16 protein-coding genes are annotated in these 21,201 nt (G+C 62.1%); 12 read left to right on the forward strand and 4 right to left on the reverse strand.

The features are described from left to right. Positions 1-51: 51 nt before the first annotated feature. A complete protein-coding gene (locus AC6I99_RS01195; protein ID WP_224094716.1) occupies positions 52-438 on the forward strand; it encodes a DUF1304 domain-containing protein in 387 nt (128 codons plus the stop codon). Positions 439-497: 59 nt separating this feature from the next. On the opposite strand, the gene AC6I99_RS01200 is transcribed toward AC6I99_RS01195, so the two are convergent. Then, a complete protein-coding gene (locus AC6I99_RS01200; RefSeq protein ID WP_497959859.1) occupies positions 498-917 on the reverse strand; it encodes a VOC family protein in 420 nt (139 codons plus the stop codon). Positions 918-981: 64 nt separating this feature from the next. Then, positions 982-2,001, reverse strand: coding sequence for an Lrp/AsnC family transcriptional regulator (locus AC6I99_RS01205; protein ID WP_497959862.1), 1,020 nt, complete (start codon positions 1,999-2,001; stop codon positions 982-984). A 121-nt stretch (positions 2,002-2,122) separates the two neighbouring features. Between AC6I99_RS01205 and AC6I99_RS01210 the strand changes: the two genes are divergently transcribed. The 6 genes from AC6I99_RS01210 to AC6I99_RS01235 all read left to right on the forward strand — a co-directional run bounded on the left by AC6I99_RS01210 (position 2,123) and on the right by AC6I99_RS01235 (position 11,403). Next, complete coding sequence (locus AC6I99_RS01210) at positions 2,123-3,541, forward strand: MFS transporter (protein WP_497959866.1); 1,419 nt, start codon at positions 2,123-2,125, stop codon at positions 3,539-3,541. Beyond that, positions 3,538-4,749: a M20 family metallopeptidase gene (locus AC6I99_RS01215; protein ID WP_497959867.1), complete on the forward strand. Its 1,212-nt coding sequence runs from the start codon at positions 3,538-3,540 to the stop codon at positions 4,747-4,749. The genes AC6I99_RS01210 and AC6I99_RS01215 overlap by 4 nt, the downstream gene beginning before the upstream one ends. A 123-nt stretch (positions 4,750-4,872) precedes the next feature. After that, positions 4,873-6,342, forward strand: coding sequence for an acyltransferase family protein (locus AC6I99_RS01220; RefSeq protein ID WP_497959870.1), 1,470 nt, complete (start codon positions 4,873-4,875; stop codon positions 6,340-6,342). Continuing rightward, positions 6,339-6,695, forward strand: coding sequence for a GNAT family N-acetyltransferase (locus AC6I99_RS01225; protein ID WP_224094728.1), 357 nt, complete (start codon positions 6,339-6,341; stop codon positions 6,693-6,695). Before AC6I99_RS01220 ends, AC6I99_RS01225 begins: the two co-directional genes overlap by 4 nt. Before the next feature lie 194 nt (positions 6,696-6,889). Then, complete coding sequence (locus AC6I99_RS01230; RefSeq protein WP_497943833.1) at positions 6,890-8,452, forward strand: sigma-70 family RNA polymerase sigma factor; 1,563 nt, start codon at positions 6,890-6,892, stop codon at positions 8,450-8,452. Positions 8,453-8,667: 215 nt separating this feature from the next. Beyond that, a complete protein-coding gene (locus tag AC6I99_RS01235) occupies positions 8,668-11,403 on the forward strand; it encodes a CLIPPER-2 domain-containing protein (RefSeq protein WP_497959872.1) in 2,736 nt (911 codons plus the stop codon). Positions 11,404-11,405: 2 nt separating this feature from the next. Here the strand turns inward: AC6I99_RS01235 and AC6I99_RS01240 are convergent, their stop codons facing one another. Next, entirely contained in the window at positions 11,406-11,762 is a 357-nt protein-coding gene (locus tag AC6I99_RS01240; protein ID WP_224094736.1) for a hypothetical protein, read from the reverse strand. Between the two features lie 230 nt (positions 11,763-11,992). Here AC6I99_RS01240 and AC6I99_RS01245 point away from each other — a divergent pair, with 230 nt between their 5' ends. From AC6I99_RS01245 to AC6I99_RS01260, 4 genes are read left to right on the forward strand one after another with little or no spacing between them, the layout of a single operon-like run. Then, positions 11,993-13,555 (forward strand): pyridoxal phosphate-dependent decarboxylase family protein, encoded by a 1,563-nt coding sequence (locus AC6I99_RS01245; protein ID WP_497959874.1) that lies wholly within the window; start codon positions 11,993-11,995, stop codon positions 13,553-13,555. Beyond that, positions 13,552-14,913 carry a lysine N(6)-hydroxylase/L-ornithine N(5)-oxygenase family protein gene (locus AC6I99_RS01250; RefSeq protein ID WP_497959878.1) on the forward strand — a complete coding sequence of 454 codons (1,362 nt, stop codon included), beginning with the start codon at positions 13,552-13,554 and terminating at the stop codon, positions 14,911-14,913. The genes AC6I99_RS01245 and AC6I99_RS01250 overlap by 4 nt, the downstream gene beginning before the upstream one ends. Then, positions 14,910-15,500 (forward strand): GNAT family N-acetyltransferase, encoded by a 591-nt coding sequence (locus tag AC6I99_RS01255; protein WP_497943829.1) that lies wholly within the window; start codon positions 14,910-14,912, stop codon positions 15,498-15,500. The genes AC6I99_RS01250 and AC6I99_RS01255 overlap by 4 nt, the downstream gene beginning before the upstream one ends. Next, on the forward strand, positions 15,497-17,341 hold the full coding sequence (locus AC6I99_RS01260; RefSeq protein ID WP_497943828.1) for an IucA/IucC family protein: 1,845 nt from the start codon (positions 15,497-15,499) through the stop codon (positions 17,339-17,341). Before AC6I99_RS01255 ends, AC6I99_RS01260 begins: the two co-directional genes overlap by 4 nt. 181 nt (positions 17,342-17,522) lie before the next feature. Here the strand turns inward: AC6I99_RS01260 and AC6I99_RS01265 are convergent, their stop codons facing one another. Then, a complete protein-coding gene (locus AC6I99_RS01265; protein WP_497943827.1) occupies positions 17,523-18,275 on the reverse strand; it encodes a hypothetical protein in 753 nt (250 codons plus the stop codon). Positions 18,276-18,972: 697 nt separating this feature from the next. On the opposite strand from AC6I99_RS01265, the gene AC6I99_RS01270 reads away from it, so the two are divergent. Continuing rightward, positions 18,973-21,192 (forward strand): CLIPPER-2 domain-containing protein, encoded by a 2,220-nt coding sequence (locus AC6I99_RS01270; RefSeq protein ID WP_497959881.1) that lies wholly within the window; start codon positions 18,973-18,975, stop codon positions 21,190-21,192. Positions 21,193-21,201 lie beyond the last annotated feature (9 nt).

Raw genomic sequence — 21,201 nt, forward strand, 5'->3', positions numbered from 1 at the left:
TGCCCAGCTCCTGACAGCTGCTCCAGATCATGGGGAGGCTAGGATCAGACCATGATCCTGGCCTCCCTGATTTTCGCCCTGCTTGCGGCGTTGCTCCACGTGTACATCTTCACCATGGAATCCATCACGTGGACCAAGCCAGCTACATGGAAGCGATTCAGCGTGACATCGCAGGCCGACGCCGAAACCACCAAGCCACTTGCCTACAACCAGGGTTTCTACAACCTCTTCCTGGCCATCGGCGCGTTGATAGGCATCATCGCAGTGGCCATGGGCGCTCCGCAGGTGGGCTGGACCCTTGTCTTTAGCTGCTGCGGTTCCATGCTCCTTGCGGCACTGGTGCTCGCAGCGAGTGGCAAAAAGTACCTCCGCCCTGCGGTTCTCCAGGGGACAACGCCGCTGCTCGCCGTCGTGCTTGGCGTGCTGGCTGTCCTTTAGGGCGCTCTTGCTTAGTGCTCCGGTTGCTTAGTGCTCCGGTTGCTTAGTGCTCCGGTTGCTTAGTGCTCCGGCGGGCCGCTCTGCGCGGCGGCCTGGTCCATCCACACAACTTCCCAGTGGTGGCCGTCGAGGTCACGGAACGCCCTGCTGTACATGAACCCGAGGTCCTTGGGGTCGTACGTCTCGGAACCTCCGGCCTCGACCGCCTTAGCGGCCAGGGCATCAACACCTTCGCGGCTGTCGGCAGAGATGGCAACAATTGCCCCGACCGAGTTCCGGGTGTCCGCGATGGGCTGATCGGTGAACTGACTGAATTTGTCGTGAGTCAGGAGCATTGTGTAGATGGTGTCGCTAAAGACCACGCAAGCGGCAGTCTCATCGGTGAAGTTCGGATTGATGGCGTAGCCGAGGGAGGTGTAGAACGCCTTGGACGCCTCGAGGTCGCTGACGGGCAGGTTCACGAAAATGGACGTAGTCATGGGGTCGATCCTGCCGGTGTTTCGCCATTCCGTCCAGAGCACCGTATGACCTTGTGGATAGCGCTTACGAAGTCTCCCTCCATAGCGGCAGGGGCACCACGCTGCGACTGCGACCCGCTTCGTCCAGGACGTGGCCCAACCGCTTGAAGGTCCGCACCACCGCCTGCCTTGAGATGACTGCACTTCCTGGAGCCCGCTGTGCAAGTTCGCGTTCGTAGGCCTGGACCTCCAGATAGTCCCGGACCCACAAAGTGACCAGCAGGTTCTGTGCGCCAAGGACTTGGGCGCTCAACCGGCAATTGGGCAACGCCGCGAAGAAGCTGCCCACACCGTCAACGAAGTCAGCTGGAACGTTCAGGACGAGCGTCACTTCCCTCAGGCCCTGCTGGGCGGAGCTGGACGCATCGCACCTCAGCGTCATGTAGCCGGTTGCCAGGAACCGTTCCACCCGCCGTCGGGCTGTTTGGGGCGAAACGCGGCAGGCGGCACCCAGTTCCGCCCAGCTCGCCCTGCCATCCTTGGCGAGCTCCTCCAACAACGCTGCATCAAGCCGGTCCGGCGCGTAGGCCGACTGCTCGGGCAGGGGTTCCGCTGACACGAGCCTTGCGCGCGCGGGTTCCAGCGTGCCGCTGCGCCATTCTGAGGCCTGCCGATACAACTTGGTGACGAAAACGACCTCACGATGCGTGACGCCGGGCAGCCTTGGAAAGGCGCCGGTGACGATATCCATCAACTCTTCATGGCTGGATGCAAAGCAGTCAATGAAGAGATCGTGCGCGCCTGTCACCAAAGAAACTGTGCCGAATGCAGGTTCGGAGCACAGCTGCTCAATCAGTGCCTCGCTCTCGCTGGGCGAGGATGACAGATGGATGAAGGCGGACCACCCGGCACTGAGATATCGCTGTCCGGGGGCAGGTGTGATCCAAGCCTGGCCTTGGCCGGCGAGGGCGCTCCATCGCCTTGCCACTGTGGGCGCAGACAGCTCAAGGGCGTCGGCAATCCGGCTCCACTCTGCCCGCGGATTGATTTGGAGGGCATTCAGGATTTCGAGGTCCAGCTCGGAAATTATGGCTGATTCGTTCACTGAAGCCTTCCTTGTGTCTATTTCAAACAATTTCCCAGCCAGTCTAAACGAGGGCAATATCGTCGTGACTCGCATCACTAATCGGCGGTACCCTCAACAGGCCAAGACCACAAGGAAGCACATGGGAAGCAAGACAGCACCAGCGGCGGCGTCAGCAACGACGCGCCGGTCCATTGCGGGAATGATCTTCGCAATGGCATTGATTGAATCACTGAGCGGGGTCACCCAGGGGTACTTGAACCCCATCCTCCCCGCGCTCGGACCCGTCTTCGAGATTGACGACCCCACCATCAACGGCATCTTCCTAATCTCCAACGTGAGCTTTGCAGTCCTCACCCCGATCATTTCAAGGCTCGGAGACAGCTACGGGTACAGGCTGGTGCTGCGCTGGTCCACAGGGGTTGTGACGGCAGGAGTCCTTCAGATGGCCTTGTGGCCCTCGCTGTGGACGGTGACGATCGGCGTGGTCATGCTTACGTGCGTGGTGGGCTTCATCCCCCTCATGATGGGCATCCTGCGCGTTAGCAGCCCTGGGCATACGCGCACTGGCGTGAGCGTCATGATCGGGATGCTCATGATCATGGTGGGAGCGGGCGGGCTTTTTGCCGGAATCGTTGGGGTCACCAGCCCGACGCTCGGTTTCTGGGTGGCTGTTCCTTTCGCGGTGGTCGCGTTCATTTCTTCCTTCTTACTGCCCGACGCCGGTGTGCCGACCCGCGAGGGCATCGCCCTTGGGCCGTTGCTGGCTTGCTCGCTCGGTCTCATTGGTTTTGTTGTGGCGCTCTCGATGGCGCCCGAATGGGGTTGGCTGGATGCCCGCACCTTGGCCGCTGGCCTGCTGGGAGTATCCCTGCTGGCCTACTGGGCCAAGCGTGATTACAGCGCAAACCAGGGTAAGCGCTTCATGGACCTGCGGATGCTGGCCATTCCGCGGATCCGCTCCATCTCACTGGCTACTTTCTTCTTTGGCTTCGCGTCCATCAGCTACTTCGGCACCAACGGGATATTCCTGCACTCCAATCCTGAAAAGACGGGTTACGGATTTGCCCTGAGCCCCCTGATGATCGCCATTGTCCTGGCCTTGGCTTCCGTGCTGTCCCTTTTGTCCTCGCTGCTCACGGCCCGGGCTTTGCGAAAATTCGGTGAGCGGGCCACGCTCGTGTTTGCCGGTGTCTTGCTCGCAGTCGGATTCCTGGTCATGATGCTGGCCCACAGTTCCCTCGCCGGCTATTGCCTGGGCTTTGCGATGTTCAACCTAAGCCTGGGAATGTACCAGGCCGGAACCCGCGCATTGTCCGTGGAAGGAGTCCCATTGGAGGAAACTTCAACTGCTGCCGGGCTCAATGAGCTCGCGTTGTCCGTCGGGATCGCGGTGGGCGCGGCCGTGGTGAAGCTGATCTCCTCCGCGTCCGTGGAGTCCGGGCATATTTCAGAGTCCGGGCTGCAGGGCATCTGGGGAGCCCTTGCTGTGGCCGCACTCGTCGCGGCGGCCGCAAGCGCCCGCTACCCAAAGCGCGAAAACGCCGGGGTGTCCGCATGACCGCCGCTGGACTTAACAGCCTAAGCCGCGGGGCCGCCGTCGTACGCGTATCCCAAAGCGACATCGAGGCCAGGCTGAAGGCCGCCACAGAGCGGTGGAAACCGGACCTGCTGGACCTCAGCCACGCCATCCACGCCGATCCTGAGCTCGGCGGGCAGGAGTTCCGTGCGGTCAAGCGGATCAGGCGGCTACTCCATGCGGCGGGCTTCCGCTTCGATGATCGCCAGCCACTACAACCCACCGCCTTTAGTGCGCGGCTGGGAACCGGAGACCTGGTTGTGGCGTTGTGCGTTGAGTACGACGCCTTGCCCGCCATTGGCCACGCATGCGGACACAACGTGAACGCGGCCAGCGCGGTGGGAGCAGCGCTGGCCCTGGCGGCAGTCGCTGACGAACTCCGCATCACTGTCAAGGTGCTCGGAACGCCGGCGGAGGAGACCACCGGTGGGAAGGTCGATCTCATTGACGAAGGGTTCTTCGACGACGTGTCCCTGGCAATGATGGCCCATGCCGCGGCAACGGACGTGGTGGGCGGTTCGTCGCTGGCGATGTCCATGTGGGACGTGTTGTTCGAAGGCAGGCCGGCCCACGCAGCTGCCGCCCCGATGGAAGGAGTCAACGCCCTGGACGCACTTGTCGTCGCCCAGACGGCCGTTGCGCTGGCCAGGCAACAGCTCCCGACCGGGTCGATCATTTCGCTGATCGTCACAGAAGGCGGAAGCGCCGTTAACGTCATCCCCGAGCGCGCAAGGGCGAGCATTGAGATGCGGGCTCCGAGCATCGAAAAGCTGCGCATCATCCAGGACAAGGTGCGGCGCTGCCTCGAAGCAGGCGCCCACGCCAGCGGTTGCACCCTGGATGTCACGCCAGCGGGCAATGACTACGCCGAACTCCGACAAGACCCGTTCCTGTCGGATGCCTACCGGGCAGCCATGACGGCCATCGGACGGGACGTCGTCTTCAATTCCGAGCCAGTGGCCTCCACGGACATGGGCAACGTCTCCCAACTGGTGCCAACCATCCACCCCATGGTTGGCTACGACGTCCGTGGCGCAGCCCATCACACAGCAGAGTTCGCGGCCTTCGGCGCTTCGGCCGGCGCCGACAAGGCAGTACTTGACGGATCGTACGGCCTGGCCGCGGCAGCGTGCGCCGGTGCCTTGGACCCGGAGGAACGGGGGCGGTTACTGGCCAGGGCGCGCCACTAGCACCTGCCAACGCCCGCATCGGCCAACGCCAGTACCGGCCAACGCGGGCACCGCTGGTCCCCAATGGCACCCGGGGCGGACAATGGAGTCAACACGCAGGAGCGTGTATTCGTGGGGAGGGCCATGCAGCGGGGAAAGCCGGTTCATCCAGGCGCCAGCCGAAGCACGGCTGTGCCGGCAGCTTCGGCTGCGCGGCTGGAACCGGTTGTGCAGCGTGAGCCGGCTGTGCATCGTGAACCGGTTGTACAGCGTGATCCAGTTGTGCAGCGTGAACCGGTTGTGCAGCGTGATCCAGCGATCGACCTCGTCCGCTTCATCTGCCTGCTCCTGGTGGTCGCTGCCCACTGCATGATGGTCAGTCCCGTCCTGCACAGGGATGGGAAAGTCACCACGGAAAACACCCTCATGGAGCAAAGCTGGTTCACGCCCGTGGTTTGGGTGCTCATGATCGTGCCGTTGTTCTTCGTCCTGGGCGGCGTCACCGGGTTGCAGTCGTGGCGACGCCTGCAAGCACGCGGCGGCACAGGCTTCGACTTCGCCCAGCTGAGACTGCTGCGTCTGGTCAGGCCAGCCATGGCCCTGCTCGCCATCATGTGGGCGGGGCTCTGGCTGGCTCTGCTCAGCGGCGTTGACCCCCAGGTGATCCAGTTGATGACCACCGGGGCTGCGATGCCACTCTGGTTCCTTGCTGCCTACCTCACGGCCCAGCTCAGCATCCCGCTCATGGCCCGGCTTCATCAACGTGCCCCGCTGCCTACGTTGGGCGTCCTCGTGGCGCTGATCATTACGGTCGACTCCCTCCGCGGCGCTGTCCCGGTTCTTGCCTTCGTCAACATGATGTTTGTCTGGTGCGCAGTCCAGCAGCTCGGCTTCCTCATGGCGGACGGCTTTTTTGAGCATCGCAGCAGAACCTGGCTGGTAGGGGCGATCATAGTCAGCAACGTGTTGCTCGGGCTGGTGACCGGCGTGGCCGTATATCCGGGCAACATGGTGGTGAACATCAACCCACCCAACCTTTGCCTGCTCCTGCTGGCGATTTCACAGACTGCCACCCTCCAACTTCTGGGCAAAGGCATACGCTGGATCGCCTCTGTCCGCTGGGTCCAGGCGACAATTGCGGTGGCGGGCCGGCGGTCCATGACCGTCTACCTCTGGCATCTTCCTCTCCTGGTGGGCATGTCCGGACTCCTCTTGCTCACCGACTTTCCCAAACCGGCCGACGGCACAGCGGAATGGTGGTGGGCGCGCATCCCCGTCTTCTTCGCCGTCGTAGCCCTGCTGCTGCCGGTCGTGCTGCTCCTCGGTCGCCTTGAGGACCGTCCGACGGCGGCCAGCCACGCGCGGGGTCCCTCGCGCACCGCTGTGGTGACGGCCGCCGTCGTGGTCTTTGTCCCCGTTGCGGATGCCGCGTTCAACGGCCTGACGCTGGCGCTCCTGGGCGGGGGAGCGGCATGTTTCGCGCTCGCGGTACTGCTGCTTGGCAGGGTCCCGACGCCGGTGCTGCCGCCACCGGGCCCGGACGGGAGGCAAACACGCGGGGGAAAACGGTCCACATTGCCAGCGCCCGGTTTACGTGCCAATCTCGAATCATGACCGAGCACACTGAATCATTGGCAGACTCATTCCGCGCTGGCGTCACCACAGTGCGCAACGATAAGTTCCACCGCTATGAACTCCGCGTAGACGGTGAGTTGGCGGTGATGTCCCAATTCATCGATCGGCCCGGTCACATCGATTTCACGCATACCGAGACAAAACCTCAGTTCAAAGGCCAAGGGCTGGCCAAGGTGCTGGCCCACTTCGCCTTGGACGATGTGGTGGCGTCCGGCAAGCGCATCATTCCGCATTGCCCGTACATCGCGGCATACCTGCAGAAGCATGAGGGCTACGAGCAGGACGTCGACTGGCCCGCCGAGAAACCTGTAGGCGAACCGGACAACGAGTAGGGTTCGCGGGCCATTTGGGTAGGGTTTCGCAGGCTATTTTGGCGCCTCCAGGGCGGCCTGATACGCGACGCCTCCCAACTGATTAGTGCACGTTTCCGTCGGATCGTGTCGTGGAAATTCCAAGTAATTTAACCCCGTATTCCTAAGTACCCTGCGATTCAAGTCATCCCGGAATTTGCTGTCACACTGGGCCTATGGGGAGCGATTTTGATACTGGTTCCAGCAGCGGAACCATCACCGCTGGACCTGTCAGCGATCAGGAAATCATTGCGGCGGTCCGAGGAGGTGACAACGAGGCCTTTGACTCGTTGTACCGGCGGCATCTGGCTGCTGCGCAATACGTCGCGCGGGCGAATACCGATAACCCAAGTGACGCCGACGACATCGTTGCCGAGGCCTTCGCATCAGTGTTCCAGGCCCTTAGCGGCGGCAAAGGACCACGGGAATTCTTTCGTGCCTACCTGCTGACGGTCGTGCAGCGGACAGCGCATGCGCGGAACCGGAAAGCAAGGCTCACCCAGTCCGCCCCTGACGACGCGATGTTGGATACCGCCGTCGTGGACGCCGACCCCGTCTTGAGGGAATTCGAATCCTCGGCTGTGGCGTCGGCATTCAGGTCCCTTCCCGAGCGCTGGCAAGCGGTGCTTTGGCATGTGGACATTGAGGGCATGAAGCCGGCTGCTGCTGCGCCGTTCATCGGTGTCAGCCCCAATGGAGTGTCCTCGTTGCTGATCCGGGCAAGGGAGGGGCTCCGCCAGGCGTATCTGCAAAACCACGTGGTGGTGGCCCCCGACGATGAGTGTTCGGAGTATTCCGGTCAGTTGGGCAAATATGCACGGAACGCCCTGAAACGGACCTCACGCGAAAAGGTCAGTGCGCATCTGGAGACCTGCTCCAAGTGCACTGCGCTTCTCTTTGAACTTAACCACATCGAAGGTGCCATGCGGGCGGCTCTCTTCCCCCTGGTGACGGGCATCGTGTTGACTCCCGGCGCGGTTGCGGGATTGCTCGCGGCAGCGAATCCGTCCGGCGCCACCGGGCAGACCCCTGCAACAGTTCGATCGCCCGGGCACGTATGGAAGGTTGCTGCGGCTATCGCTGCAGGCGTGGCGATTTTTGGTCTTGCCGCGTGGTTCGGGCAGCCTGATGTGGAGGTCAGCGACGCCGGTGATGCTCCAGGTGCCTCGGCATCACCCCCGGCGTCCAGTGCTGCAGCTGACGTGCCCACCGTCCCCTCCCCAGCTCCGACTGCCGTGCAATTGCCGGAACCTTTTGCGCCCGTACAGGTTCCGCCGCTTCCGGTCACCGAGGAAATTGCCAGGCAGCGGGCAGCAGTTGTCACGAACTCGGGGACGATGTCCTCAACCACCCAGGCGACGCCTCCAACGGCTGCCCCGTCACAGACGGTCGAGGCTTTCTTTGGCATGGAAGCCGGCAGCGGGTTACTCGATCGCGATGTCAGTGTTGGCTTTTCACTCATCGGAGATCGGGCGCCAGGCTCCGGTGAAGCAATCTTCAGCCTGCCGGAGAATGCCACGTTCATCCCGGGAAAATTCTCGGCACCGGCCGGATGGTCGTGCTCGGATCCCGCTGCGGACAATCGATTGATCCACTGCACCACGGTGTCCATCGAGTCAGCCAGCCTTGCGTTCGAGCTCGGCGTTTCCCTTCGGAATACAGAAGCGGGCAGCACACTGAACTATCAGTTCAGCGGCCAACACATCCTTACGAAGTCCTTCGCCAGTAGTTTTCACTAGTCGCGCTGCCTTTCGCCTGCCGCACCCGGCGCCGGCCAGCTCGTATAGGGCCTCAATCTTTTTCTGTTTTCTCCGTCACGATTCCGCTTTGGCCAACACTAAGAGGCTGACAATATCTGTGCGCATCGGCTTCCTTGGAAGCGGAAGCACCAAGCGCAACTGCCTGGGTCTTGAGCCTGGGGCGCTTGGGGACGATGGAAAGACAAGCAACAGCCGTGAAGAATTCTCTCCTGGCCAGAACTTTGGTGATACTGCTGTCCACCCTTGCTGCTACCTCGGCGCTGGGAGGCCTTCAACCTGCTCCTGCGCAGGCGACAACGCCGTCAACGCCACCTATGCCTTCAACATCCTCGACGCCTGATGCTACCCAGCCTGGCACTGTGGTGTTCTCGGAGAATTTCGAGCACGGCAGCCCCAACTCCGCCCTTGGCGCGCAGTCTTACTCGGCTCCAGGGTCAAAGCAGTACATTGGCAAGGGCGGCCAGGCGTACACAGGTTCTCCAGGTTGGATCGACGCTGCCAGGTGCAATGGCGTCATCCTGAGCTACCGGAATTCGAACACCCCCGCATGGGCGCAGTCCGGAACTGCGGCCGAAGGCAAAAGCAACAGGTGTGCCGAGCTCGCGGATATTCGCAGCTATCAGTACATGCGCATGCTGGCCTTGGGCATGGGGCAACAATTCACCCCCGCCTCTCCCACCACTAATCACGTCAACGGCTCTTACACCGAATGCCCGTCTACCAGTTCCACCGGATCAGTGTGCGATGCCATCCCGTCCGGGCCCGCTGATGGGGTGATGTTCAGGACCACCCGCCCAATCCCGGTAACAGCGGGCCACTATTACGCTTTTGGCCTCAACACCGCGTACATGAATTGCGGCCTGGCTGCGGGCGATCCGTCGTATCAGTTCGCCGCCATTGACAGCGACGGGACAGCCACGCCGGTCGGGAACCCACTCAATGGGTGCCAAACCTGGGACGATCCCAACGTGGACTCGTTCCAGCAACAAGTCACCAGCGACGTCGGCGGAACCCCGGGAACCGTCACCAGGACCGTCAACGTCAACTCGATGACGTCGAACACGGCGATCCGGGCCAATGGCAATTCCCTGGGGCTTGAAATGTGGAATAACAACGGCACCACCAACGGGAACGATGGCGCCTTTGACGAAGTGCGCCTGCTTGACGTCACTCCAGAACTGAAGCAATCTTTCACTCCTGCGGTGGTGGGCCCCGGCGGGATTTCCACCCTCACGCTCACCGTCACCAATACCAGCGAACTCAACGCGAAGCATGACTGGTCCATCAACCAGGTGCTTCCTTCCGGACTGACGATCGCCGGGGATCCGAACATCGGGGGAACGTGCGTTCAGGTTCCCGGAACCAACCCATTCCTTCGCTCGGCGGATGCCGGCAGCGGAACGCTTTCGATTTCCGGCGGCGACCTCAGCCGAGGCCAGGCCTCGTGCACGGTGGTGGTGGATGTGACAGTTTCGGCCGAGGGCACGTATTCCAGCGCACCTACCGACATTGCAACCAACTTGAACCCTCCGGCAGCGGCTTCCCTGGTGGTCCGGGCTCCCAGGATTACGCTGGGCAAGGCGCTGACCACCCCCCGCGCTGCGGTCTCCGACCAATTCACCATGGAGATCCGTGCGGGGTCTCCCGCCGGTCCAGTGATAAATGCCACTACTCACTCCACTACCTCAGGATCTGTAGCAGGTATCGCAGCGGGCTCTGGTGTCACGGGTCAGACGACGGCCAACACAGGCACTACCTACTACCTCACGGAAGCCGGCGGCATCCCGTCCAATTACCACCGGAACATCACCTGTACGGACTCAGCTGGCCTGCAGCCGAATTTGCCCGCAGGAGCGGCCGTTGACCGACCCTTTGCGCTGACGCCCGTCGCCGGCGCAAACATCCAGTGCATTTTGACTGGCGCCGCTGCGCCCCTTCCCGGCCTCGGGTTTACCCACAGCGCTGATGCCTCCGCTGTCCACTCGCCAGCGCAGGCAGGGGATGTGATTCGCTACATCTTCAGGGCAACGAACAGTGGGAACGTGCCACTGACTGATGTGGTCATCAACAACACTCTTGCCGGACTCCCGGAGCTGGCATATTCGTGGCCCGGGATCCCCGGCCAGCTGCTACCGGGTCAAACAGTGAGTGCTGTCGCTGCCTACAGCATCACCCAAACAGACCTCGACGCCGGTCGGGTCGCCAACTCCGCTGCGCTCGCCGGTGTTCCCGGCGCCGGCGGCCTCACGGCCTCGTTGCCTGTGACTACAGATACACCGTTGTCACCGGATGCACGCCTTGAGTTCTCCACCACCGCAGATGCCTCTGCGGTGGGTGATCCCGCAAAGGTGGGCCAGGTCATCACCTATCACTTCACGGCGAAGAACGCCGGAAACACCGCCCTCAAGAACGTCGCCATTGCGGATCACGCGCGAGGACCCGGGCCACTGGTCTACGCATGGCCCGGAGCCGCGGGTGAACTGCTGCCCGGCGAAACTGTGACGGCTTCCGCAAGCTACGAACTTACGTGGTGGGACGTCAAGGCAGGCAACGTCGCTAACTCGGCAACAGCTATGGGGACGTCTTCGGCAGGTGGGCTGGTAACAACGCATCCTGCCACAACCGCCGTGGCCTTCCCGCGAACAGGGCAGCAGGAGATCGAAAAGGCTTTCCTGCGGATAGCACCGCAACCAGGACACCAGGCCTCCTCGCGGCCCGATTCGAATCAGCCCGCTCCGAATCGGCCCGTTCCCAATCAGCCCGGCGAGTCGGTTCAGCCCGGCGGGTCCGTGATTACTTCCAATTCGTCAGCCGGGGCATTGGCCAACACGGGAGTCGCGTTCTCCATTCTGCCGGTCGCCGTCCTTATCCTTTCGGGTCTCGTCCTCTACCTGATGGGACGCCGCAAGACTGTCCGGAACCAGCCGTAGACCTAGGTAGTGGCGTGCTTCTTCTGCCACTGCGCGGCATGCCAGAACAGAAGGGCGGCCGTGACCAGAATGGCGCCTGGAAGGACGTAGGGCACCGACTGCAGGACCATGAAATTCACTTGGGATGGGGGACTTGTCGCCGTCGGACCGGTCATTGCCGCTACCGAGTCGAAAGCCCAGATGCAAAACCACGCCAACCCAGCGTCCAGCACCCAGAGGGCCGCGACGAACGGGTTCACGAGTACTCGGCGCCGTGCCCGTTCGGGGGCTTCAGGGGCATGCGGATTCACTGCCCGCACCGCATTCCCGTGTTCATCGATCTCGCGGAATCCGATCCGCTCGTGGATGTCGTCAGCCACTGGTCCCCCAACCGTAGAGTTTCTGTGCCGTTGACTCTACAGCCCTTGGCAAGAGCCGGGGTATTTTCCACGGCGTCAGCTTCCAATGAAAGTCAATGACGCTTCCCCTGTTCACAAAACGGCCAGAATACGTACGTTGGGCGAAATAGGTCACAAAAGTTTGACGAAAAGGCAAGCCTAAGTAAGGCTTGCCTTTGCTAACTAGCGCCCAATGATGGAAGGAAGCTGACGTGACGTCACCAAGTGTCGAAGAGCGGATCGCTCAGGAGCAGGACTTTGGCTCCAAGGTGGAACTGGCCCTCGCTGCCACAAACCAGCTGTTCAACGCTCGAAATTCGCCCAGCTATGTGGCGCAGGTTCTTCAGGGAGTCAACGCTGTCTCCACCAAAGTCCAGCGAACGGCCCGTCCGTTCACCGGCGTCGCGCATGCAGAACTGAAGGCCCGGGTTGGTGCCGTCGACCTCGAACGTCCGCTGCCGGATACGGCTGCTGCCCTTGAGGAGCTTGACGGGCTCTACCTCAAGGACGCGATCTACTTCCACGATGCCCGTTATGCGGCACACCTGAATTGCCCGGTGGTCATTCCCGCGCTGGTTGGTGAAGCCGTGCTCTCGGCAGTGAATTCCTCCATGGACACGTGGGACCAGAGTGCCGGCGCCACCATGATCGAGCGGCGCCTCATCGATTGGACTGCCGGCCGTATTGGTTTTGACGCCGCGGCCGATGGTGTCTTCACCTCGGGTGGGAGCCAGTCCAACTTCCAGGCTCTGCTGATCGCCCGCAATCACGCCGTGGCCAGGCTGCGTGCCACGAACGGCGACGCGCGCCTGCCGCACCTGCTGGATCGACTCCGGATCTTCACCTCCGTTGACAGTCACTTCAGCATCCAGAAGTCTGCTTCCATGCTCGGGCTTGGCTTCGACGCGGTGATCTCCGTGCCCACCGCTGCCGACCACCGAATGGACCCCGCCGCACTTGCGGCTGCTCTGGCGGAAGCGCACGACGCCGGCCTGGTGCCGATGGCGGTCGTGGCTACTGCTGGAACCACTGACTTCGGCTCGGTCGATCCTCTCTCCGAACTGGCGGCGTTGGTGCGCGCCTATGATTCCTGGCTGCACGTGGACGCTGCTTACGGTGGCGGCCTCATCGTTTCCGGCCGCTACCGCCACCTCCTGAACGGGATCCACCTGGCCGACTCCGTCACCGTCGACTTCCACAAAACCTTCTTCCAGCCCGTCAGCTCCAGCGCAGTCCTGGTCCGCAACGGCTCAATGATGCGCCACGTCACCTACTACGCCGACTACCTGAACCCGGAGAGCGCCGCGAAGGCCGAAATCCCCAACCAGGTGGACAAGAGCATCCAGACCACCCGGCGCTTCGACGCCCTTAAACTCTGGCTCACCCTGCGCATCATGGGCGCCGACGCTATCGGCGCGTTGTTCGACGAAGCGATCGACCTTGCTGGCCGCGTTGGAGCCCTGTTGGTGGAGGACGCCGAGTTCGAACTCGCCGCCGCACCCCAGTTGAGCACTTTGGTATTCCGCTACCGCCCGGCCATTGACGGCGTGGCATTGGACGAGGACGCAGCAGATGTCGTCAACCCGGCCATTCGCGCATCGATCTTTGCTTCGGGCGACGCCGTGATTGCCGGAACCAAGGTTGCCGGCCGCCACTACCTCAAGTTCACCCTCCTCAACGCCGAGGCCTCCCTGGGGGATATCCAGGAAATCATCGAACTTATCCGCCGGACGGGCGCCAGCCTGCTCGCGACCACCACGGAGGCTGCAGCATGAGCACCCAGGACAACGGCAAGATTTACGACGTCGCCGGCATCGGCGTCGGGCCATTCAATCTGGGCCTCGCCGCGCTAAGCGAGCCGGTTGAAGGCCTGGACTGCATCTTCCTTGAACGTCGCGAATCCTTCGACTGGCACCCCGGCATGATGTTGGAGCCCGCGCATCTGCAGGTCCCGTTCATGGCTGACCTCGTCACGCTGGCCGATCCGACGTCGCCGTACTCGTTTTTGAACTTCCTCAAGCAGACCGGACGGTTGTACCGCTTCTACATCCGGGAAAATTTCTACCCGCTGCGGGTGGAATACAACCAGTACTGCCAGTGGGTGGCCGGCCAATTGGAGTCCGTCCGTTTTAGCACAGATGTGCTGGATGTGACTTACGACGACGGCGTGTACCGCCTTTCGGTGCAGGGTCCTGGAGGTGATGGGGGTCCTGGAGGCGCTGAGGTGCTTCGCGCCCGCCGCCTGGTCCTGGGCACCGGCACGTCACCGTTCATTCCGGACTCGTGTGCAGGGATTGTGGACGGCGGCGGACTTGTCCTCCACAACGCCGAGTACATGTCGAGGAAGAGTGAGTTGCAGTCCAAGCGCAGCATCACCATCGTCGGTAGCGGGCAGAGCGCCGCAGAGCTCTATTACGAACTCCTTCAGGAAATCGACGTGTACGGCTACCAGCTCAACTGGGTAACACGTTCCGGCCGCTTCTTCCCCTTGGAATACACCAAGCTCACGCTCGAGATGACCTCGCCCGAGTACGTGGACTACTTCCACTCGCTCCCGGGCGAGCAGCGCGACGGTCTGATCAAGAATCAGAAGAACCTGTACAAAGGCATCAACTCGGACCTGATCGACGACATTTACGATCTCCTTTACACCAAGAGCCTCTCCGGCATAGTGGATACGCAGTTGCACACACACTCGTCGCTGACAGCGTCCAGGTGGGACGCGACCACGGGTACCCACACGCTGGAGTTGCACCACGAGGAACACGGCCGCGACTACAGCCTGGAGTCCGAAGCCGTGGTCCTCGCAACCGGCTACACCTACAAGGAGCCCGCCTTCCTGGCCGGCATCCAGGACCGGATCCGCCGCGACGCCAAGGGCCGCTTCGATGTCGAGCGCAACTACGGAACCGGCGTCGAACCCGGCGAAATCTTCGTCCAGAACGCTGAGCTTCACACCCACGGTTTCGTCACGCCGGACCTCGGCATGGCCGCTTACCGCAACTCCTGCATCCTGCGGGAAATCACGGGCCGCGAGGTCTATCCGATCGAGCGGAGTATCGCGTTCCAGCAGTTCGGTGCACCCGCTGCAGTGCCTTCTGCCATTCCGGTCACGGCTGGAGCAACCGTATGAGCTTCACATTCCGGCCAGTCGACCCCAAAGCGGACGCACCCGTCCTCCACAGCTGGGTCAGCCAGGAGTACGCACGGTTCTGGGGGATGGTTTCGGCCACCGAGCAGGACGTTGTGGAGGAGTACTCGCGGATCGCCGAATCGGGACACCACCAGGCGTTCCTGGGACTCGACGACGGCGCGCCCGCGTTCCTGATGGAGCGGTACCGTCCCGAATCGTCGCCGTTGGCAGACGTTTACGAGGTCCAGGGCGGCGACGTGGGCATGCACCTCCTGGTGTCCCCGCCAAGTGGCGACCCGCAGCCCGGCTACACCACGGCCGTCATGCAGTCGGTGATGACGGAACTCTTCGCTGACCCTGCAGCCCAACGCGTCGTCGTCGAACCTGACGCCCGCAACTACAAGATCCATGTGCTGAACGAGAAGGTGGGCTTCCGCCCGCACGGCGTGGTGACCCTTCCCGCCGTCGATCCTGCCGAAGACCTCAAGCAGGGACTCCTGAGCTTCTGCACGCGCGAGGATTTCCTCGCAACCCTGACCCCGATTCTGGCCGCGCCTGCCGCGGCGACCAGAGGAGATTCCCTGTGACCACTACTGCCGAAACCACCACCCTCCACGAGGCAGCCGAACCTGTATCCCACCTGACCCCGGAGCGTTGGGCCGTCGCCAACAGGCACGTGATCCGGAAAGCCATTGCCGAGTTCTCGCACGAGCGCATCCTGGCGCCGGAGCTGATCCGAGAGGAGGGCGACGGCGTCCGGCTCTACAAGATTGCCAGCGACGATGACGCCGTGGAGTACCGGTTCCGTGCGCGGATCCTGCAGCTTGAGCACTGGTCCGTTGACGCTGGGTCGATCGCCCGGCTACGCGACGGTGAAGAGCTGCCGCTGGATGCCTTGGACTTCATCACCGAGTTCCAGGAGTCACTGGCCATTCGCCAGGAGATGCTGCCCGTCTACCTCGAGGAAATCAGCAGCACGCTGTCCAGCCACGCCTACAAACAGGGTAAGCCTTTCAGCTCTGCCGAGTTGGCGGCGGGCATCACCCGCGGCGCGGACCGGGCGGCCGATTTCCAGGCGATAGAGCACAGCATGACCGAGGGGCATCCATGCTTCGTTGCCAACAACGGCCGGCTGGGTTTCGGCATCGCCGATTACCATGCGTTCGCGCCGGAAACCGGTGCCGTGGTGAAGCTTCAGTGGATCGCAGTGCATCGCAGCAAGGCCGTGTTCACGTCCAGCGCAGGCTTGGATTACCGGACGCACTTTGAGGCCGAGCTCGGACCGGAAACCTTGGCGTGGTTCAACGCGGAACTTGCCGCTTCCGGCCTTGATCCCGAGGAGTACCTGCTCATGCCGGTGCACCCCTGGCAGTGGGACAACAAGCTCGCCGTGACGTTCGCGGCAGAAATCGCCCGGCGCCACATCGTGAACCTTGGCAGCGGCGAGGACTCCTACCAGGCACAGCAGTCCATCCGTACCTTCTTCAACACCACGTCACCGGAGAAGGCGTACGTCAAAACGGCCATGTCCGTGCTGAACATGGGCTTCATGCGCGGCCTGTCTCCGCAGTACATGAAGGCAACGCCTGCCATTAATGACTGGCTTCAGGAACTGATCTGCAACGACCAGGAGCTCCAGGACCGGGGCTTGGCCATGATCCGTGAAACGGCGGCCATCGGCTACCACAACCACTACTACGAGGCTGCGTCGGCGAAGGGCTCGCCTTACCGGAAGATGCTCTCGGCTCTGTGGAGGGAAAGTCCCCTTCCGATGCTTAAGGACGGTCAGCAGTTGGCCACCATGGCTTCCTTGTTGCATGTGGATTCCTCCGGCGCCTCCGTGGCCTCAGCGCTGATTCAGCGCTCCGGGTTGGCTCCAACGGAGTGGCTGCGCCGCTACTTCGAGGCCTACCTCGTTCCGTTGATCCACTGCCTCTACGAGTATGAGCTCGCGTTCATGCCTCACGGCGAAAATGTCATCCTGATCCTGGAAGACGGTGTACCCGCACGGGCAATTATGAAGGATATCGCCGAGGAGATTGTGGTCATGGGGGACCGGCTGGACCTGCCCGCGGAAGTCTCCCGCGTCAAGGCCGAGATTCCCGCTGAAGAGATGGTGCTTGCGATCTTCACTGACGTGTTCGACTGCATCTTCCGTTTCCTGGGGGCCATCCTTGTGGAGGAAGGGACGCTGCAGGAAGACGAATTCTGGGGGACTGCCGCTGCCGTGGTTCGTGAATATCAGGAACGCCACCCGGAGCTAGCGGACCAATTCGCCATGCATGATCTGTTCGCTGCGGACTTCGAGTTGTCCTGCCTTAACAGGCTGCAACTGCGGAACAACCAGCAGATGCTCGATATCTCGGATCCATCCGGTGGATTGCAGATGGCTGGCCGTCTGGCCAACCCGCTGGCAAAGTTCGCTTAGCGGAAAATTGGCGGAGGCGCCGCCGGGAAAAATTGCTTCATCCGGTGGCGCCTCCTCGTGACTGGCTGCCTGATCCGACCCCAGGCAGCTGCCACGCCCATGTAGTACTGGTTACCCCTGAATCGTGTTGCAAAAAGCACGCGGTTTACGGCATTTTCCTATTCCCTTGCCTTTCCTTTCATCAGGCTGAGCGTCTGTGCCGGAGGCCGGCGATTGCCCGGTCGCATTCTGCCGGCGAGGCCGGAAAATCCAAAAATTCCACGAGCGTTCGCCGTCCAACGCCCAGGTTTAGCCCGTCGATGAGTTGCAGACAGCGGAACAGTGCCTCGTAGCTCTCCCGCTTGCGGGTCATCATGGTATGAATGCTTCCGCGATGATAGGCCGCAGTGGCTTCCACTGCCGCAAGTTCCCCTCGGCATATCTGACCCATTTCGGCCAACATTTCCCAGCTAAGCAGCTTGCCGTCTTTGGACCATCCCAGATGAAGAGTCGCTATCGTGTGGCTTCTACGCCGGGCGCGGGGGTACTGCGACATCTCATGGATCAGCCGTTCAAAGTGCGCCATGGTTGCAAGCCCTGTATAGACGTCGGTGCAGGAGAACGGTTCAAGACGTTCATTTTCCATGGCCCATCCCTCGACGAGATCCCGCATGGAGCCATCGTCAGCAGGTACCCCCGCCGCGTCGAAAAAGGCACTGAGGTCCTGCATGGTTTCGCGGACTCCAACGCCATGATAGGCACGGGACGCCCCGAGGTTCTTGGCGGACATTTGCAGCTCTCCGCCCTCCGCTTGAGCCTTCAGCATGTCCTCGACTTCAGGAACCAGCCAGTCACCCGGGAACAGCCATCCGGCCTGCTCACTACGTTGTCGCCAGCGCCCACGGAGCTGTAAGGACCTGCTTTCGATTTTCAGATGAGCGCGTTGATCTTTCATGTTCAATGAGTGCCATTGAGCGCCCAGTCATGACGCAATTTCGTCCAAATACTGGACATCGTTCCCGCTTGGACATGGTTCCGACCGGAGGCCGAGCCTCGGCCACCACATTCCTGTTTGAACCCGAGAGATGTCGCTAAAAAAGATTCCGCTTTTTGCGGCATGAACCTTTCCCACACCGCACTCATTGACTGGAGACCAGCCCTGCCGGACGCAAATGGATGGTCTCCCTTGATGTAAATGTTTTGCTCGTCGGTTGAGGGGTCGGCCGGGTCACTTGTTCTTTGGAAGGAACCCCTTGAAGTATCCGGTTGTGAAGATTACGGCGTTGTTTGCCGCGTTAATGGTGGTCCTGTGTGGGCTTTCATTCGGGACTGTGGGCTTTGGCGCACCGGCCCAGGCGTACGAGATCGCAACCGCCCCGGCGAACCTCAATGGTCCCGGTACCGTCGCCACACTTTCGATGCCTGGATCTGGTCTGACCACCACCTTTGGCCGGTCGGGATATACCAACATGGTGGGCCAGTCAACGATGGGTAGCCGTGGATATGTGTCATCTGATTTCTCACAAAACATAGGGACTGGGGCTCCTGCCGTCGAATTTGCCACCCACGCGGTCAATAATTGCGCGGCAACCGGTCCTTGTAGCGGCTTGGGGACCATCATTATCACTTTCAGTCAGCCGGTGAGGAGTCCTGTGCTCAACATCGCTGGCCTCGGCGGAGAGGTCGACTTGGACGAAACTGACAACGGGACTGTTGACCGACAATCCCAGTTGAGCGCCGTCCTTAACCTCGCAACCCCAGGCCTGACGATGACCAAGCTGTCCGGCGCCAACCTTTCTGTGGCAAACAACGCCATCTCTACTAGTAACAACAATGCCGGAACGGCGTGTAATACGAGTGTGCAGACCGGCACGCCCGACCCTGCCGACGCCCAGGCGACCGCTGGCTGCGGTTCGGTCCGGATCAATGGCATTGTGACCTCGTTGACGTTCGACATCAGCGCGGTCTTCGTCCAGACCACCAGTACGCTCCCGCCGTACACCGAAAACAGCATGTCGGCCAAGAAGCACAACCAGGACAACTTTCTGATGGCGATGACGGTTCCGCAGGATTTCGGTGATGCGCCTGTTTCGTACGATCAAAACAACCTCGCCCAAAACGAAGCAGCGCGGGCTGTCCTCTCGGATGTGACGCTTGGTGCGAATGTGACTGAGGATAACGCGACGGTTGCCAACGGGACTGCCTCGCCGAATGCGGGTGTGACGGCGGCCCAGGATCTGATGGATGACGGCGTGGTGCTGGCTCCGATGACGCAGGGCGCTACCAGCTACTCGACGACGGTGGCGATCAGTGGGGCCAGCAAAGCAGGAACGACCTGTGGGTGGATTGATTTCACCAAGAACGGGACCTTCGACAACACTGCCGAGCGGGCGTGTGCCACCTTCTTGGCTGGCGCCACGACCGCAACACTGACGTGGGTTGTCCCTGCGGGGGTGGGTGCGGGGACGACGTATGCGCGGTTTCGGGTCGGTTACACCGCGGCCCAGGTCCAGGTCCCGATCGGTGCATCGGATTCCGGTGAGGTGGAGGATTACCTCTTCACTGTTGCTCCCTCGTCCGCTCCGGCGATCACGTTGGTGAAGACGGTGAACAAGACCACGCTGGTGGCCGGTGAAACGGCCACGTACACGTTCGTGGCGAAGAACACGGGCAACGTGACGCTGACCTCGGTGGTGATCACCGAAACCCTGTTCTCCGGAACGGGCACGATGTCGGCTTTGTCGTATGCCTGGCCTGGCCTTCCGGGGATCCTTTTGCCGGGGCAGTCCGTGACGGCGACCGCAACGTATGTGGTCACGGTCCCGGATGTGACCACGGGGTTGGTGACCAACACGGCGAAGGTCACCGGGAACCCGCCCCTGGGGTTGCCTGTCTCGGCAACCGATGATGCGCAGGTCACCGCGCCGGCTGCGTGGAAGATCAAGAAGAGCGCCACGGTCAACGGGTCCGTTCCCGCAAACCAGTCCGTCAGCCCTGGCCAGACCATCGTGTACACGGTGACGGCGTCCAGTATCAGCGGCACCATCACCGGGGTGGTGCTGAAGGACAACCTGGCAGAGGTCCTGGATGACGCGACCTTCGTGTCCGGGTCAGCGACCCTGGTCATCGGCACCGGAGCGCCCGTACCCGTGCCCAACCCCGTACCACCCTCCACCTTGCTGACCACGGCGGCGTTCACGCTGCCGGCCGGGCAGACGGCCACCCTGAAATACAGTGTGCTGGTCAAAGCCGGGGCATGGAACGAACAACTCGTCAACGTCGTGACGGGCACCTCCACCACCACACCACCGCAGACCTGCGCACCCACTTCCGGAGCGGCCGGCCCTGACTGCACCACCACCCATCACACCCCGGCGAAGGTCCTGATCGAGAAGATCGGCGAGTCCTCCGGCGGGACCTGGGTGCCGATGGCCGGCTCCACCTGGGCGGTGCACGTCGATAACGCCGGCACCCCCGGTGCCGTGCTGGCCAGCCCCACCATCACCGCCGTGGCCGGGCAAACAGGCCGGTTCCAACTCGAAGGAATCCAGCCCGGAACGTACTGGCTTGAAGAAACCACCGCCCCGGCCGGTTTCAACCTCCTGGCCGAACCGGTGAAATTCACCATCGCCACCAACGGCACCGTAACCCTCGGACAAGGCTCCGGTGGTGGGGTTGTGACCAGTACCGACGCCGATGGTGACGGGATCTTCCTGCTCACGGTCCGGGACGTTCCGGCCCTGGAGCTGCCCGAGTCCGGCGGCATCGGCTGGTGGCCCTTCACCACCGCAGGATCGGCCCTGTTACTGGCCGCCCTCGCCCTGGCCCTGACCGCCAACCACCGCCGGCAGCAGCCCGTTACTACCACTTAGAAGAGTTCC

Source organism: Arthrobacter sp. TmtSoilC77 (genome assembly GCF_059739415.1).